This window comes from Lederbergia citrea (genome assembly GCF_018343525.1).
GTDB classification, from domain to species: Bacteria; Bacillota; Bacilli; order Bacillales; family Bacillaceae_C; genus Lederbergia; species Lederbergia citrea.
Genome location: NZ_JAGYPH010000002.1, coordinates 416262 through 432446, shown reverse-complemented (window position 1 = coordinate 432446; position 16185 = coordinate 416262). Strand labels below are relative to the sequence as shown.

14 protein-coding genes are annotated in these 16185 nt (G+C 38.5%); 1 reads left to right on the top strand and 13 read right to left on the bottom strand.

The genetic code is table 11. The annotated features are described in order from the left end of the window. Positions 1-30: 30 nt before the first annotated feature. The 3 genes from KHA88_RS11220 to KHA88_RS11210 all read right to left on the bottom strand — a co-directional run bounded on the left by KHA88_RS11220 (position 31) and on the right by KHA88_RS11210 (position 3713). On the bottom strand, positions 31-984 hold the full coding sequence (locus tag KHA88_RS11220; RefSeq protein WP_213098518.1) for an L-threonine 3-dehydrogenase: 954 nt from the start codon (positions 982-984) through the stop codon (positions 31-33). Positions 985-1216: 232 nt separating this feature from the next. Continuing rightward, entirely contained in the window at positions 1217-2407 is a 1191-nt protein-coding gene (locus KHA88_RS11215) for a glycine C-acetyltransferase (RefSeq protein WP_213121965.1), read from the bottom strand. A 208-nt stretch (positions 2408-2615) separates the two neighbouring features. Continuing rightward, positions 2616-3713 carry a PRK06851 family protein gene (locus tag KHA88_RS11210; protein WP_213121964.1) on the bottom strand — a complete coding sequence of 366 codons (1098 nt, stop codon included), beginning with the start codon at positions 3711-3713 and terminating at the stop codon, positions 2616-2618. A gap of 152 nt (positions 3714-3865) precedes the next feature. On the opposite strand from KHA88_RS11210, the gene KHA88_RS11205 reads away from it, so the two are divergent. Continuing rightward, positions 3866-4708, top strand: a complete 843-nt coding sequence (locus KHA88_RS11205) for an alpha/beta fold hydrolase (RefSeq protein WP_213098521.1) — start codon at positions 3866-3868, stop codon at positions 4706-4708. Between the two features lie 106 nt (positions 4709-4814). On the opposite strand, the gene KHA88_RS11200 is transcribed toward KHA88_RS11205, so the two are convergent. From KHA88_RS11200 to KHA88_RS11155, 10 genes are all read right to left on the bottom strand, one after another. Next, the gene (locus tag KHA88_RS11200; RefSeq protein ID WP_213121963.1) at positions 4815-5546 is read right to left on the bottom strand and encodes a GntR family transcriptional regulator; all 732 of its coding nucleotides are present in this window, start codon (positions 5544-5546) and stop codon (positions 4815-4817) included. 51 nt (positions 5547-5597) lie between these two features. Then, positions 5598-6956: a family 4 glycosyl hydrolase gene (locus tag KHA88_RS21320; protein WP_213121962.1), complete on the bottom strand. Its 1359-nt coding sequence runs from the start codon at positions 6954-6956 to the stop codon at positions 5598-5600. Between the two features lie 36 nt (positions 6957-6992). Beyond that, positions 6993-7817 (bottom strand): carbohydrate ABC transporter permease, encoded by an 825-nt coding sequence (locus tag KHA88_RS11190; protein WP_213098524.1) that lies wholly within the window; start codon positions 7815-7817, stop codon positions 6993-6995. Between the two features lie 10 nt (positions 7818-7827). Next, positions 7828-8766 carry a carbohydrate ABC transporter permease gene (locus KHA88_RS11185; protein ID WP_213107708.1) on the bottom strand — a complete coding sequence of 313 codons (939 nt, stop codon included), beginning with the start codon at positions 8764-8766 and terminating at the stop codon, positions 7828-7830. An 89-nt stretch (positions 8767-8855) separates the two neighbouring features. Beyond that, positions 8856-10139, bottom strand: a complete 1284-nt coding sequence (locus KHA88_RS11180) for an ABC transporter substrate-binding protein (RefSeq protein ID WP_213121961.1) — start codon at positions 10137-10139, stop codon at positions 8856-8858. 306 nt (positions 10140-10445) lie between these two features. Continuing rightward, a complete protein-coding gene (gene murQ / locus KHA88_RS11175) occupies positions 10446-11381 on the bottom strand; it encodes an N-acetylmuramic acid 6-phosphate etherase (protein WP_213098527.1) in 936 nt (311 codons plus the stop codon). A 411-nt stretch (positions 11382-11792) separates the two neighbouring features. Beyond that, positions 11793-13037: an MFS transporter gene (locus tag KHA88_RS11170; RefSeq protein ID WP_213121960.1), complete on the bottom strand. Its 1245-nt coding sequence runs from the start codon at positions 13035-13037 to the stop codon at positions 11793-11795. A 37-nt stretch (positions 13038-13074) separates the two neighbouring features. Then, complete coding sequence (locus KHA88_RS11165) at positions 13075-14202, bottom strand: Gfo/Idh/MocA family protein (RefSeq protein ID WP_213121959.1); 1128 nt, start codon at positions 14200-14202, stop codon at positions 13075-13077. A 15-nt stretch (positions 14203-14217) separates the two neighbouring features. Beyond that, positions 14218-15021, bottom strand: a complete 804-nt coding sequence (locus KHA88_RS11160; protein ID WP_213107704.1) for a sugar phosphate isomerase/epimerase family protein — start codon at positions 15019-15021, stop codon at positions 14218-14220. Between the two features lie 22 nt (positions 15022-15043). After that, a complete protein-coding gene (locus KHA88_RS11155; protein ID WP_213121958.1) occupies positions 15044-16087 on the bottom strand; it encodes a serine hydrolase domain-containing protein in 1044 nt (347 codons plus the stop codon). Between the last annotated feature and the right edge of the window lie 98 nt (positions 16088-16185).

Below are 16185 nucleotides of genomic sequence, written 5' to 3'. Positions count from 1 at the left end.
CGGCCTAGCATCCAAATGCTAGGCCGACCTCTATTCTGCGATTGCTTTCTTCCCGATTTTACCGAGCATATGTGTGGTCATTTTCGCTAAGTCGTATTCCGCTTTAAATCCCCATTCTTCACGAGCAGCTGAGGCATCTATTGAGTTTGGCCAACTTTCTGCAATCGCTTGACGGACTGGATCGACTGCGTAGCCGAGTACGAAGCTCGGCAGATGACGGCGAATTTCGGCGGCTATTTCCTCGGGATCAAAGCTCATCGCCGTAATATTAAAGGCATTGCGATGCTTCAATTTCGCTGGATCCGCTTCCATTAAATCAATAATTGCGTTTAATGCATCAGGCATATACATCATATCCATATACGTCCCTTTATCAATAAAAGAATTGTACCGTCCCTTTGCAATTGCATCATAGTAGATTTCTACGGCATAATCTGTGGTTCCCCCTCCGGGAGGAGCAACATAAGAAATCAATCCAGGGAACCTGACACTTCGTGTATCAACACCAAATTTAGCAAAATAGTAATCACATAGCAGCTCACCGGCAACTTTGTTGACGCCATACATTGTTGTCGGGCGCTGGATAGTATCTTGAGGGGTCTTTTCCTTCGGAGTCGAAGGGCCGAATGCGCCGATTGAGCTCGGAGTGAAGAATTTCAAACCAAGCTCCTTAGAAGTTTCAAGGGCATTCACAAGGCCACCCATGTTCAAATTCCAAGCAATTAAAGGTTTTGCCTCAGCAACAGCGGATAATAACGCTGCCAAATGAATCATCGTATCCACTTCATATTTTTTAGCTAATTCAACCATACGATTTCCATCTGTCACATCCAAAATTTCAAACGGACCTGATAAAACAGCCTCACAGCCGAATGAGCGAATATCTGTCGCAATCACATTTTCCTTCCCGTACACATTGCGCAGTTTTACAACCAGCTCAGAACCGATCTGTCCAAGAGCACCGGTTACCATTATTTTTTTCATCTGAATTCCCCCTGATGCGGATTTAGTTACCACATATACGCTGCAGAAATCAAATTCGCCTTGGCGTATTTGCGCCCAGATTTTTATCGAGCTTGCTCGATAAATTCCTTTAAAAAATCTGAGGCATCCGCCGGAGGCTTAACTTTATTCAGCAGGGGTTTGACCCCCCCACTGAATTGGATTTGCATCGATCTCACCACTTATATCGCTTAGAGACTTCTGCTGAATAAAGTTAAATAACTCCCATTTCCTTGCCGACCTTTTCATAAATGGCGATTGCCTCGTCAAGCATATCTTTCGTATGGGCCGCTGTCGGCATATTGCGAACACGCCCTGTTCCTTTTGGTACTGTTGGGAACACAATGGATTTCGCGTAGACACCTTCTTCATATAGACGTTTGCTGAAATCTTGAGTTGTTTTTTCATCACCAATGATGCACGGGGAAATCGGCGTCTCACTGTCCCCAATATTAAAGCCCAATGCTTTCAAACCCTTTTTCAAATAGTTGCCATTTTCCCAAAGACGATCATGCAGCTCTGTGCTTTCCATTAATAGTTCGATTGCTTTCGTTGCAGCTGCGGCGTCAGCTGGTGTTACCGCAGTCGAGAATAGGAATGGTCGTGATCTAACTTTCAACCAGTCAATCAAGTCTTTTTTCCCTGCTACATAACCGCCGACAACGCCAATCGCTTTCGACAAAGTGCCTATTTGGAAATCAACTTTATCCTGAAGACCAAAATGCTTCACTGTCCCTGCACCTTTTCCGAGCACACCCGAACCGTGGGCATCATCAACATAACTGATTAAGTCAAATTCCTCAGCAATCTCAATGATTTCCGGGAGCTTGGCAATGTCACCATCCATGGAAAAAACACCGTCTGTAATGACCATAATTTTGTTATATTGTCCTGATTCTCGTGCTTCTTTAGCCTTTTGGCGTAAATCATCCATATCCGAATGATTCACGCGAATGATTTTCGCCTTTGACAAGCGGCAGCCATCGATAATCGAGGCATGATTTAATTCATCAGATAATATTGCATCATTTTTATCCATCACAGCTGAAATCGCTGCCATATTACAGTTAAATCCTGACTGATAAGAAATAGCCGCTTCTGTTCCTTTAAACTCCGCCAATTTCTCCTCAAGCTTAATGTGAAGATCTAACGTACCGTTAATCGTCCGTACCGCACCAGCTCCAACACCCCACTCACTGACGGCATCTAGCGCAGCTTTTTTCAAGCGCTCATCTGTCGCAAGGCCAAGATAGTTATTGGAAGATAAATTGATTTGCTCTTTACCATTTATTTTTATAATTGGACCATTTGGACTTTCCACTGTATCGATATCGTTATAAAGTCCTTGTTCACGTAACGCAGCTAGATTATCTGTTAAAAATTGATTAAGTGTTTGACTGGACATGTCCATCCCTCCATTATGATAAAATTTTATCTTGTAAGCGTTTTATATACATTTGTATTTATACAGAGGACACTCACCTATAATAAATCAAGTCCTCATACATAATATATCACATACACATTAAAATGTTTACTGGGAAAATACAAATATTTTATTGAAAAGCAAACAAAAAAGACAGATGATTTATCTGCCTTATCGTATTTTGTGGTCAATGATTGAGTGCAAGCAATTGAATTTCAACATTGATCTCTTCAATTAATTCTTTTAAAAATGTTTTTTCACAAGCATCTTTGTAAATGAATTCCAACTGATCCTGGATTTGCTTCGCTTCTGCTAAATACCTTTTTCCATCGCTCATTTTCTCACGGTATCTTGATTCTATTTCAGCAATTTCATTCGCAAACATTTCGTCTGTACCCGGTGAGACGGTCAACTCATACATATCAATTATTTGATCTCCATTTTCATTTGGAAAATACTCATGGGGCAGAGTGCTATCGAATACCGCCCAACCTAGTTCGCGAACAATGACCATATCAAGACTTCCAGGGTCAAATCCGCAATGATAAATTTCAAGATCGAAGCCACGATTTTCCCCTTCAGCAACAATTTTCTTTAATAGAGTCGATTTCCCAGTTCCAGCCCGGCCTTTTAAAAAGAATCTTTTTGTTAAACCTGTTGTAATATTATCTACGAAATCAACGGGGCCAACTGGTGTTGCTGCGCCTAAAAATCGGTGTACAACGGTACAATCCTTACTTTCTTTCTTATGTGTAAAGAGCTTTTCCAGTAGCTTCCGAGTAACATCATTCGCTTTATTGAAATCCATTCGTTCAATATAAATATGTTCCCATTCATCATGAACGCGGAGGCCAGCTGCGTAAGAATGATAGGCTTGAGATTTAGCCTCACTTAATTTTTCTTGTAAAAATTTAATTTTCGGGAGCTGGTCTTCCAGCTTTGCTGTCGGCCAAGCCGTTTCCAAATCGATCGTTTCCCAATGGGAACCCATATATTCTTTACTGATTTCTCGAGGAGCATCACCGTCAACGATACCAAAGCCAAGCTCCCGGATGATGAGTCCATCCAGATCAGCGGGGTTATCGGCGCTATGTAGCACCTCAAGTGAGAATCCTTTTCCTGTCCATTCATCAGCAAGTTCGCTAATCATTTGCGATTTCTCTGCTTTTGATTTGCCTGATAAAATAAATACGCGTTCTAGACCTTGTATATTTGAATCAAACAAACTGTAAAACCCCTTCGCTGTATTGCCACCGGCAAAGTAACGCAAAATTTGTCCGTCCACATCGTCACTCCCCATTTGTTAATTACTATGTAGCCTATGCATTTTGGCTTGGCTATGTCTACATCGAACTTAACTCCAACATTTCATAAATTCTCCCTCTAGTCTTTCCCAATATATGTTAATATAATAAAGATGAAACCAGGGGGTTAATAATGAGAAAAAAATATAGAGGCATTGGCCTATTCTTCATAGTTGCTATTATCATTGGCTTAGTTTTCTTTCGACCTAAAATGCTAGAAGGTAAAAAAACGGCAGCCGAACTTAATGATGCGGTTCCAACCGTTTTTGTACATGGCTATAAAGGAAGCGAACGGTCTTTTTCCACTATGCTTGAAAGATTGAAATCAGACCAACTAGGTACAACAACAATGGTCGTTCATGTTAGAAAAAACGGACGGATTTCTATGAAAGGATCCGTGCCAAAGGATGTGCATAATCCTTTTATCCAAGTGATTTTTGAAAATAATCGTGCACAGATCAGCGATCAAACTATGTGGTTAAAAAAGTTAATGAAGATCTTGAAGGAACAACACGGCATTCAACAAGTCAATCTTGTTGGACATTCCATGGGCGGATTAGCTTGGACAAGTTACCTTGAATCCGTCTCTGGAAATACGGATTATCCGATAGCCATCAAGCTTGTCACGATTGGCAGTCCATTTAAAGGTATTGACCGTGAAGACTATTTCAAACAAAATTACGGCGCAGCACTGATTGATTTGAAACCAACTTCTGCAGCGCTTAAAAAACTCGTTGAGAATAAAGGCAGTTTTCCTGATCGTCTACCCGTACTTTCCATAGCGGGCGTAATCAATGATCCTGTAACAGGCGACGGTCTTGTTTCCCAATATAGTGCTTTAGGTAATCGCGATATTATACCTCCAAGCCAATTCACGGAAATTGTTATGAATGACACTGAAGCTACTCACTCCGGTTTACACGAACATAAAGGAGTCGACAAACTGATCGCTGAGTTTCTTTGGGGGAATGAGTGAAGGGGCTAATTGTTTGCCTCTTCCTTCCCAAATAGAACTATACTCGGTTGTATTGGACCAAATATACATAAATGATTCCTTCTAACCTTGTAATTAAAAGACTATTTTATATTAGCTCAGTGTAAAATCTACAGCGGTCTCCCCTCACTATAGAATGGCAATATTCTACTGGATTCTCATATGTATCATACGCTATTCTCTCCAACAGTAGAGCTGGATAGCCTTCTTTAACTTCTAAATATTTTCTTTCATACTCCTGAATTAAAATGGGCTCAAATACTTCTTTAGCTTTTGCAACTATAATCCCAAACTCCTTAAACATTACATCGTATAAGGAATTTTCAAGTATGCTCTCAGGCGAAATTTTGGGAACAATTTTTTCAGGAATATAAGATGTTTCAAAAATAATAGGTTCATTGTTAGCACATCTTAATCTTTTTAGCTCTATCACTTCTTCATCAGGTTTTAATTTTAACTTTCTTGTAACTTTTGGTGTTGCCTCTACAATTTTCATGTCAAGAATAATATCTCTAGGATTTAATCCTTTTTCCTGCATAACTTTGCTAAAGCTATAAAAACCTGATAATGATTGTTCTAGTTTTGGCTTAGCAATAAATGTACCTTTTCCTTGTATGCGATTAAGGACTCCTTCCTGCACTAAATCTTCAATAGCTTTTTTTGCAGTACTCCTACTGATATTAAATTGTGCACATATATCCTTTTCCGAGGGGATTTTATCCCCCGGCTTGCTTACTCCTTTTTCAATTGTTTCCCTTAATAGTTCTTTTAGTTGGTGATATAAAGGGACAATACTTTCATGATCAAGTTTCCTATCCATAATGGCCCCTTTCCGACGCATTCTAATAATGTAAAGGCTAGACCATACTAGTTAATTGAATTGGGGTAAATATTGCTTATTTGTGATTAGTAATTCTTCCGCAAGACTATTAGCCATTTCCTTACTATCCACTGCACCATCGGCTACCATTGCCTCTACAAGTAAAGATTTTTTTCCTGTTAAAGCTGCTTCAACTGTAAGATCAACAACATGAATGCGTTTTCTAAGGATTAATGCCAGCTCATCGGGGAAGTCATTGATATGAAGTGGTATAAGACCCATTCCCGTTGCAACAGCTGGTAATTCTAATACTGCATGTGCGGGAAGATTCGGTACCGCACCTTCGTTTGGTAAATTAACTGAAAATATTTTTCTCTCGTCATTATAAATAGATCTTAGTATCTCAACTAGTTGTTCGTGCTCACCTTCAGTACGCTTAAAGGACTTCTCATCTAACGGAAGCCTACCTTGTGCTTGTTCATGCATTTCTTCGTAAATTTTATCCCCTTCAGCAATAACACTTTCTAATGAAAATACCTCTTTTCCCAAAACCTTTCCATAGTATTTACCATTAGGAAAATGCTCTGGGAAAAACTCAGTGACATGGCGATCTAAAACAGCGGGGAATACACCATAGCGTTCATAGAAAGACCACGAAAATTGATTATTTTTATATGAATTTTCATACAGTATTTTTTCTTCTTTGCCAAGTGAAGAACCAGGCTCCATTTTCTTTTGTCTGTAAAGCTCTTGATCAATAATTGGCCATGCATTCTTTCCATTTATGCGTAAATCATAAAGAAAGGTTAAATGATTTATTCCTACACCTAATGATTTCACTTCAGAATTTTTGGCATTAATAAACTTTGCCAAGTATTGTTCTACATGAATTACACCGTGACATAATCCTGTTACATTTACACCCGTTACTTTTTGAATAGCCTGGCAAATGGCGGTCATAGGATTTGAATAGTTTATAAAATGTGCATCTGGACAGAGTTCTTTTATATCCTTACTAATATCGATCATGACAGGTATCATTCGTAAAGCTCTTGATATGCCACCTGGCATTGTAGTATCACCGACCGGTTGATAAATACCATATTTTCTAGGTATTATTACGTCATTTTCCCAAGCTCTCCTTCCACCTACAGCTATAGTTGTTATCACAACATCTGCATCCGGCAATACATCCCTGCGATTACTAGAAGACGTAATAACTATATCGGCATTTTTTTCTTTTACCATCTTATTAGTTAAAGTTGTGATTGAATGAAGGGCTTGTTCATTTATATCTACTAAAGCAATTTCCCAAAGGCCAAAACCTTTTGCCATTATGAAGTCAGCAACCAATCCTTGAGTAAATACGGCACTTCCTGCACCAATTAATACGATTTTTTTTCTATTCACAATGCTATCCTCCGCACGAAATAATTAAAAACTGTATTACTTAAACCCTGTTAATGTCATTCCTTTTATGAATTGCTTTTGGAAAATTAAGAAAACAATGACCACAGGTATCATAATTAATACCGCCGCAGACATAACTACATTGTAATTCACAGCATGTTGTCCATTAAAAAATACCAATGCCAATGGAACCGTCATTTTTTCCAGATCATTAAGAACGATCAAAGGCCATAAATAGTCGTTCCAAGTGGCCATGAAAGTAAAAATGGCCAAGGCCGATAATATCGGTTTTATTTGCGGTAATATCAAACTCCAAAATGTTCTAAACTCTCCTGCTCCATCAATTCTCGCGGCTTCTATTAGGTCATTTGGAATTCCCTCAATAAATTGTTTGCTTAAAAAAATACCAAAAGCATTTACCAAGTTAGGAATTATCAAAGCCAAAATATTATTGATTAATCCAAAGTCTGAGATAATTAAATACGTTGGAATCATGGTTACCTGGAAAGGAACCATCATTGTGGCTAATATAATGATAAAATAAAATTTTTGACCCCTGAATTTAAATTTCGCAAAAATGTAACCTGCAAGTGCGCTTGTAAAAAGAGTAACAACTGTCACCGATATCGTTGCTATAAAACTATTCATTAACCAACGTAAAAATGGTGCTTCATTTAGAACCGTTTTATATCCATCTAATGATGGGTTTTTCGGGAAGATGTTCGTGCCGCCTTCGATGATTTCTAAATTACTTTTGAACGACGATAACACCATCCATAGATAAGGGACAAACATTAAAAATGCGCCTATGGCTACTAACGTAAACATAATCATATAGGGAATAGTATTTTTCTTTTTCATCGTTTCCCCCCTAATACTCCCATTTAGATCTTCCTAAACGGAGTTGAATAATGGTAATGGCTAGGATAATCAAAAATAGAACTGTTGCTATTGCAGATGCGTAGCCCATATTCATATACAAAAAGGCATGGTCATATATATCTAAAGCCAATACGCGCGTTTGATTTTGAGGTTCGCCCTTCGTTAATATTTGGAATTGAGGGAACATCTGAAAATATGATAAACAAGTCATGATCAATACGAATAAGGTTGTCCTATTTAGTAGGGGGAAAGTAACATATTTAAAGCGATCCCAACCATTAGCTCCATCCAATACAGCCGCCTCATAAAAGGTTTCTGGGATTGAATCGATACCCGCTAGAAAAATAACGATGTTAAAACCCATATCCGCCCATAGAGTCATAAGTACAATTGAATACATTGCTATTGTCGGGTCGGTTAACCACATCACACCTTCAAACCCCATTTTTTCTAAAACCACATTAAACAACCCTGACTGACTATTAAAAATCGTCGACCATACGACGGCTGAACCAGCCAATGGAGCTATACATGGCAAAAAGTAAACTAACCGAAACGTATTTCTAAAAAAGTCACTCTTTATTTTATTTATACCTAAGGCAATTAATAATGTTAAACCGATGTTTACTGTTACTGCTACCAATACAAATTGAAAGGTATTCATTAACGTTTTTACAAAAATATCATCGGCCAACAATTCCTTAAAATTCTCCAGCCCGATAAATGGGGAAGTCAATTGTAATGGATTATATTGAAATAGAGATAAGAAAAGTCCCCAAATAATTGGAATAGCAAAGAAAAGGATGAAAAGGCTTAAAATTGGTGTTAGCGATAAAAATATAAAACGTTGGCTTCTAAAAGATTGTACAGATTTCTTTCTTTTGTCCTTTGTTTTAACTATTTTATTAGAGTTAGGCCTTATATCCATATGTCCTCCCTTATTGCAAATCCATTAGGGCCTGACACCTTTAAAGTGCTTGGCCCATAGGAAAGCCCTTTTATTTAAACATTCTGTGCCTATTTTTGTTTATCTATCATTTTATTAACAGCCTCTTCAGTCTTCTTTAACCCTTCTTCTACTGATAGTTTCTCCGTAGCGATCAATTGGAAATTGTCATTAAGCTGTTTTTTCAAATAGTCTGTATCAATTCCTTCACCAATAAATTGACCATATTGTAGAACATCCAAGGAAGCTTTCATAAGAGGTGCTTCTTCTAAAAAACTAGGATCTTCTGCCACACTTTTGTTTGCAGGAACAGAAAGTGTTGTAAGATTAAAGAATTTTGCTTGATCACTTTCTGCCATATATTTAACAAAATCCCATGCCTCTTGTTGATGTTTACTCTGCCCTGCAACAATTTCTCCCCAGCCCGATTCTGCTGCAAAATAAGGCGGATTGTCGGTAAAGGAAGGCATCGGAATATAGTCAAAATCATCCGTCTTGTAATTATCTCTTCCCACTCCTATCGTCCATGGTCCACGAATGACCATCGCCGCCTGTTTCTTAAAAAACATATCCTGACTTTCTGTCTCACCAAACCCAAGCAAATCTGTAATCTTATAATCTGTAACAAACTTTTTTAATTCAGTCATTGCTGTTATCGCTTCAGGAGAAGATAAATTAAGATGACCATCCTCAGTTAGGTAGGTGCCATTTTGTTGTAATATCAAGGAGAATAAGGTAAACATTACATTGTCAGAACTAACAAATTCAAACCCTTTTACTTTAATTTTATCCCCGTCTCTAATGGTTAGTTTTTGTGCAACGTCCAATAGTTGTTCCCAATTTTCTGGGTACTCAACATTTGCCTTTTCAAACATTTCCGGGTGAGCAAGTATTCCGCCGTTTTCCAAGTTATATTCATGCGGAATACCAAAAACCTTATCCCCAATCGAATAGGAACCTAAAGAAGGCTCGTAGAAGTTGTCTTTTACCCACTCACTATCTACCGGAGATACTTCCGATAACAATCCATTTTTTGCATATTCCGGCACCCAGCTTCCGAAAACTTGAGCAAGATCCGGCGGATTTTTTCCCGCATAAGCAGCCTTCAATTTTTGCATCATAGCATCATAAGGGAAAATTTGTAGTTTTATTTTTATATTGGGGTTTTCCTTTTCATAATCAGCTATAAATTTTTTATTGGCCGCAACGAAGGAAGGGTTATCATGACTCCACCATTCAAGTGTTACTTTTCCACTATCATCCGATGATCCGGAACTACCAGTTGAACAACCAAATAGAATGACAGAAATACAAAGCAAGAGACTTAATAGAATATACGGTTTTTTTCCTTTCATGTTTTGATCCCCCATTTTTTAAAATTTTATGTAAGCGCATACAATAATTTGTTTACCAACTCCTTTTTCCAAAGGTTAACATTGCCTAGTAAAGTTATTATAAACATTGTCAGGTTGATGGGTCAACATTATTTTCAAATTGTTTTATTAATTTGGATAATTCACTAAACTATAACAAACGCTGCTATCTCACGACAAACCTCGCTTATATTTCTTTTTGCACAAAAAAGAGTGCCCCGAAAATAACCTTTAGAGCACCCATCTCAGTGGAACCGATTTATTATTAAGAAGTATCAAATTAACTTTTTATTTCTCCTTCAATAAAGAAGAATTATCCCTTAAAGCGATCAGAACTGCCTCGTGTACAAATCCATTCGATTTTTCAATGGCTAGCTTTGCGGTTTCATAGGATACATCTGCCTGTAGCATGACAATCGCCGGCTTCACTTTTAAATTGGTTTGATTTAATGCCTGGGTAGCTTCCTCATACGACTTTCCCGTGATCGTCATCAACATATTCCGGGCACGCTCAACAAGCTTTTCATTGCTGGGATGAAGATCCACCATTAAATTCCCATAAGTTTTCCCCAACTTCACCATTGAAACTGTCGAGAACATATTCAAAATTATTTTTTGGGCAGTAGCCGCTTTTAATCTTGTCGAGCCTGTTAACACTTCTGGTCCTACAATTGCTTCAATGGCATAATCCGCTAATGGGCTAATTTTCGCATTTTTATTACATGACAGAGCGATAGTGGCTGCTCCGATTTTTTTTGCATAAAGTAAGGCACCCATTACATAAGGGGTTCTCCCACTTGCCGCAACTCCCACGACAACATCATTATTTGTAATTCCTTTATCCATTAAATCTTTTTTACCTGCTTCATGATCATCTTCCGCACCCTCGACAGCCGAAAAAACAGCTTGATTGCCACCAGCCATAATCCCCTGCACCATTTCCGGAGCCGTGTAAAAAGTGGGTGGACATTCGGCTGCATCAAGAATTCCCAGCCTCCCGCTTGTCCCAGCCCCAATGTAAAAAAGGCGACCACCTTTTTTAAATGCCAGATGAATAGCGTCAATAGCTTTGGCCACATTCGGAAGAACTGCATGAACAGCCTCAATTACTTTATTATCTTCCTCGTTCATTAATTGGATAACTTCAAGCGTTGAAAGCTTATCCAAGTTCTGTGTACCTTCATTTATTTGTTCTGTTGTTAACTCTGAAAGATTGACCTTCATTATACACACTGCCTTTCTACCATAAGGTGAAAATATAAAATCAATCCTAGGTTCTATAAAAATATTATACACTTAAATAGTCTGAATTGAAGGAAGTTTCAATTATGTGGTACATTAATTTTTTTATAGTTATATTAATTTTACGCTTCCTTTTACCAGTTAGAGCATTTTAAACTTTTTAAAGGTAATGGAACCATGTGCGATTTACCGTATAAGCGATTTTTTCCTCTTTTAGCGTCAATGGATGAATAAATTTGCGCCTTATTAGGAAAGCAATATGACAAAAGCATTGTCACCTTGATACGTCCCTTATTAAATCCACAAAAAATTAAAGGCCCAAATCAAATGCGACTTGGACCATGAATTGATTAACTCCCTTTATAAATAATCATCCTGTTTTTCTAAGATAGATTATCCACCTGTTGAAAGTTGACTTTCCTCTTGATGTGTTCCACTCTTGCGGACTTGCTGCCACATAACCGCAAATCCAACTACTCCGAAGAGTGCAATGAGCGTACTGACCTGATACATTGTCTTCGGACCTAACTCTTGGAATATCCAGCCACCCATGATCCCTGCAATGATTCCAGATATCCCACCCCATGTGAGTGCGTATACCGCTTGGCCACTTGCCCTCAATTCGACGGGGATTAATTGCGCCGTCAAGGTCGTGCCAATATAGTAATATCCGCCAAACGAAATACTGTGCAACATTTGAATGAAAATAGTTTGTATTGGGCTTGTCGCCATGGACATGAGAATCCAGCGTAAAACAAATAATAAGCTAACAAAAACTAAACAGCCGATCATCGTAGAAGTGCGTTTTTTCAAAAACCGGTCGAACAATAAAAAAACTGGAATTTCAAAAATAGCTGTTAGGAAAGCTGACCAGCCTATTAAAACAACGGACCCACCCAATTGGTCAATATATAAAGAAATAAACGTCTGATTCATTGAATTTGGAACTGAAATTAACACACCTAAAATAACAAATACTAAAAAATATTTGTTCCCAAATAAGGCCTTGGCATATCCGCCTTTGGCAATTTTCTTTGCTCCTTCTACCTTTCCCTGCGGCAATTTGCTACTCACAAAGAGCGTAAGCAAAAGCATGAGACTATATACAATCCACAAATTCTTAATTCCAATCACACCAATGAGTGGCCCCGCACCGACTGCCATGAGTGCCCATCCTAAGGATCCCCAAAGACGAAATGCGCCAAATTTATAAGGAGTCCCCTCGATCGCATTTAAAATCAAACTATTACTCTGTGAAAACAATGGCGTTTGAAAGAGGAAGAAGGCAAGCATCGCAATAAAAACCCATGTTAATGAGTTTAGTTGAAACACAAACTGAACAACGAATAGATTTCCTAATAACATGATGATGAGGATACGTCTAATATTTTGCAGACGGTCACTCCAGTATCCCCAGAAGGGATTGGCGAATATGGAGACGAAAGGGCCTCCTGCCATCAACATGCCAATTGCCACTGTGCTAAAGCCCACTTTTTGAAAATATAAAGGAAAAAAGGACATTAAAATTGAAATGGAACCATATAAAAAAAAGTTAAATAATTTAAGAGTTAATAAAGGCTTATTTTCTGTCAATTGAATTTCCCTTCTTATCCACCAAACAAAGATGGTACGATTCATCCTTTAGTTCAAGGTTAATTCGTACCCGGATCATATTTTAAACGGTTACTGAAGTCGATTGAGACTGTACTTCTAATTCCTCAACAGAAACTTCCTCCCCACGTTGATCTGAAAGATAAATTCCTTCGCTGATTAACATTGTTTGTAAGGCAATTTCCGCTGTAGGCAGCAATTCAACTTTCTCTTGAAGAGCTGCAATCCAGTGATGCTGTGAGGAATCGTATGCATCGGCATTTTTACCAAGCGTACTCCAGCGGTAATTTGCTGCATCCAAATCAACCGTACTATCAAAATCCATATCACAAACAGTTGAATGGAAACTAAAGGCGTTAGGTTGAGGACCACCTTGGAAAGGAGACAATCGAATCCCTCCGATAGAACCCATAATACTTGATCCTTCCATTCCACCTAAATGAACAGACCAAGCTTCCATAATATCAAGCGTTAAACCATTTTCGAATTTAACAAATCCTAGAGCTAATTCCTCGACATTGAAACCACTCTCATCTCGCCTCGCAGGATCCATTTCCATCTCCTGATACACTTTTCCAGAAATCCGTTTTGGAATGGGCGTATCCAAAAGATAGAGCATTTGCGCAATATGATATACACCCATATCAATGAGTGCACCACCTGTTGCTGTCTCTTTTCTTGTAAAAGCTTTTGTTCCATAACCATCAACAAAAGGGCGACCCCTACGTCGAAAACCGGTACTGCGTGCATGATAAATCTTTCCTAACTTTCCACCATCAATTAAAATTTTCGCCGCCTTCGTTTCTTTTAAATAAAGCGTCGCTAATTGAATATGAAGCAGCTTACCGCATTCTTTCGCCACATCCAGCATTTTCTTTCCATCATAGTATGTGCCAGCAATCGGCTTCTCACAATAAACATGTTTGCCTGCCTCCAAAGCAGCGATCGTGATTGGGGCATGAAAATTATTATGCAAGCAAACATCAACAGCATCAATGTCATCACGCTTTAATAATTCCCGAAAATCAGTGTACACATTTGGAACATTAAAATGCTCCGCTACATTTCTTGCTTCCTGTTCATTTATATCACAAACAGCTACAACGTCTGCACCTTCGATTTTTGAATAATTATTCAAGTGTGTTTTCCCAATTAAACCAACACCGATAACCCCAATCCTAATCTTTCTCATCTATTCTCCCCCTTATTATCGTTTTAGGTTAACTAGAAGCCGCTTTACTGTTCCGATGATCCACTCTATTTCGGTATATTGGTTTTTATCAGCGTTGTATTCAATGCCCCAATACCCATCAAAGCCATTTTCGAGCAACATGCTTATTTTTTCTTCTGCATCTTCAGCTACCGCAGTACTCGCATCAAAATGTGTATGATAAACCCAAGGTGCAACCATTTCATCACCTTTATCAGCTTCCTCTTTCCACCGGCCGATATGCAAGAGAATTCCATAATTAGGATGGTCCACTGCTTCCGCAATCTTTTTCATTTGAACAGGGCTTAACGATGGACCGATATGGTTTTCAGGACCAACCATATAACCATTATTTGCTCCGCGTTTACTAAACTCTCGATACCTTTTTACGATATATTCAAATTGCTCGTCACTCATATTCATATCAAATTCAGGGTTATTGCCAAATACACCCCCTGTATCAATTCGAACCGTTTTTGCTCCAAGTATTTCAGCTACTTTTAGGTGTCCTAAAGCCCTTTCGTAAAGACGCTCACGTTCCTCCGGATCAGCATCCCAAATATGCGCGCCATCCACAGCATAATTAACGAGCGTCATTCCTTTTTCATCCATCGCCTCGCGGACCTTTTGCACGTATTCCTCATCAGGAACGATTGAAAAATCCAAGCTAAATTGTCCATTCCAAAAATCTACTTTGTCTAAACCATAGCGATACCTTACAGTCTCTAAATATCCGAAAATATCCATTTTCCCTTCCCGAATCGTATTAAAAAATGAGTATCCGCCAATCGATAGTTTCACTTCATTTCCCCCTCTGATTGATTTAAAAATGAGAACGAATCAAGTTATGCAATCTCGGTCTAAGACGTAAAATGGCTTCTGTATTTTTCGCATGAACTCGGTTCGTTAGTAAAATGACGTGCAGTTGAATATCGGGATCAAACCAGATGCTTGTCCCAGTATAGCCCGTATGGCCATAGGAATTTTCCGAAAATAAATCGCCACATGATAAGCCAGGGCTTTTTATTTGCCAACCCAACCCTCTTCCCTCTGAATCAAAGGTTGTGAAATTCTTTTTTGATAGTTGTAAAGCTGCGCTTGAAACAATCCTTTTTCCGTTAAAACTTCCGCCATTTTCAATCATTAAAGTAAACTTTGCCAAATCTTGCAGCGTGGAAAATAAGCCTGCATGTCCACTCACTCCACCCATCGATTCGGCATTATCGTCATGGACAATTCCGTATTTATAATCGCCGATTTTTTCACTAAATGCCGTTGCAGCAAAACGATTTTGATCAAGCGTGAGATTAAAACCCGTTTCATTCATAGTTAATGGATCAAGGATTTCTTGAAAAACATACTGATCAAACGGCTGATTTGTAATCATTTCAATCAATTTTGCTAATAAAATAAAACCTAAATCACTGTAAATCACTTTTTCTCCGAGTGGCGCTTCAAGCTTTTCAGCACAAATTCTTTCAATTATTTGGTCCGTTTGCAATGCATCTTCATAAAAAGGACGATGTGCAGATAAACCAGATGTATGTGTCAACAAGTGCTTAAATGTGACACCAGACTTCCCATCCACAGCAAACTTAGGGAAAAAATGGGAAACCTTGTCATCAAGTCTAATGGCTCCTTTGTCCAGTAATTGTAAAGCAGCCATCGTTGTTGTAACTATTTTCGTTAATGAGGCCAAATCAAAGATGGTATCATTTTTCATCTGTGCTTTTTCCGGGTGTAAAGTACGATAGCCGATTGATTTTTCCATCACCGCTTTACCTTGATAGGACACATAAATGGCAGCACCGGGAATATTCCCCATGTCTATTTCCTTCTTCAGAAAATCGAGCACTTTATTTTCCATATCACACCCTCTTTCAACGGACCCTAACTAGCAAAACTTCCATCGCTCATTCTATGTGGCGGCAAAGTAGATATGTATGCATTGTACAAATTCGAGTA

Excerpts from the sequence above, each read along its gene's own strand:
- KHA88_RS11155 (WP_213121958.1), bottom strand. The coding sequence starts at position 16,087 with ATGGAAAATAAAGTGCTCGATTTTCTGAAGAAGGAAATAGACATGGGG.
- KHA88_RS11215 (WP_213121965.1), bottom strand. The coding sequence starts at position 2,407 with ATGTCCAGTCAAACACTTAATCAATTTTTAACAGATAATCTAGCTGCG.
- murQ (WP_213098527.1), bottom strand. The coding sequence starts at position 11,381 with ATGAAGGTCAATCTTTCAGAGTTAACAACAGAACAAATAAATGAAGGT.
- KHA88_RS11200 (WP_213121963.1), bottom strand. The coding sequence starts at position 5,546 with ATGGATAGGAAACTTGATCATGAAAGTATTGTCCCTTTATATCACCAA.
- KHA88_RS11220 (WP_213098518.1), bottom strand. The coding sequence starts at position 984 with ATGAAAAAAATAATGGTAACCGGTGCTCTTGGACAGATCGGTTCTGAG.
- KHA88_RS11165 (WP_213121959.1), bottom strand. The coding sequence starts at position 14,202 with ATGAGAAAGATTAGGATTGGGGTTATCGGTGTTGGTTTAATTGGGAAA.
- KHA88_RS11180 (WP_213121961.1), bottom strand. The coding sequence starts at position 10,139 with ATGAAAGGAAAAAAACCGTATATTCTATTAAGTCTCTTGCTTTGTATT.
- KHA88_RS11205 (WP_213098521.1), top strand. The coding sequence starts at position 3,866 with ATGAGAAAAAAATATAGAGGCATTGGCCTATTCTTCATAGTTGCTATT.
- KHA88_RS11185 (WP_213107708.1), bottom strand. The coding sequence starts at position 8,766 with ATGGATATAAGGCCTAACTCTAATAAAATAGTTAAAACAAAGGACAAA.
- KHA88_RS11190 (WP_213098524.1), bottom strand. The coding sequence starts at position 7,817 with ATGAAAAAGAAAAATACTATTCCCTATATGATTATGTTTACGTTAGTA.
- KHA88_RS11170 (WP_213121960.1), bottom strand. The coding sequence starts at position 13,037 with ATGAATCGTACCATCTTTGTTTGGTGGATAAGAAGGGAAATTCAATTG.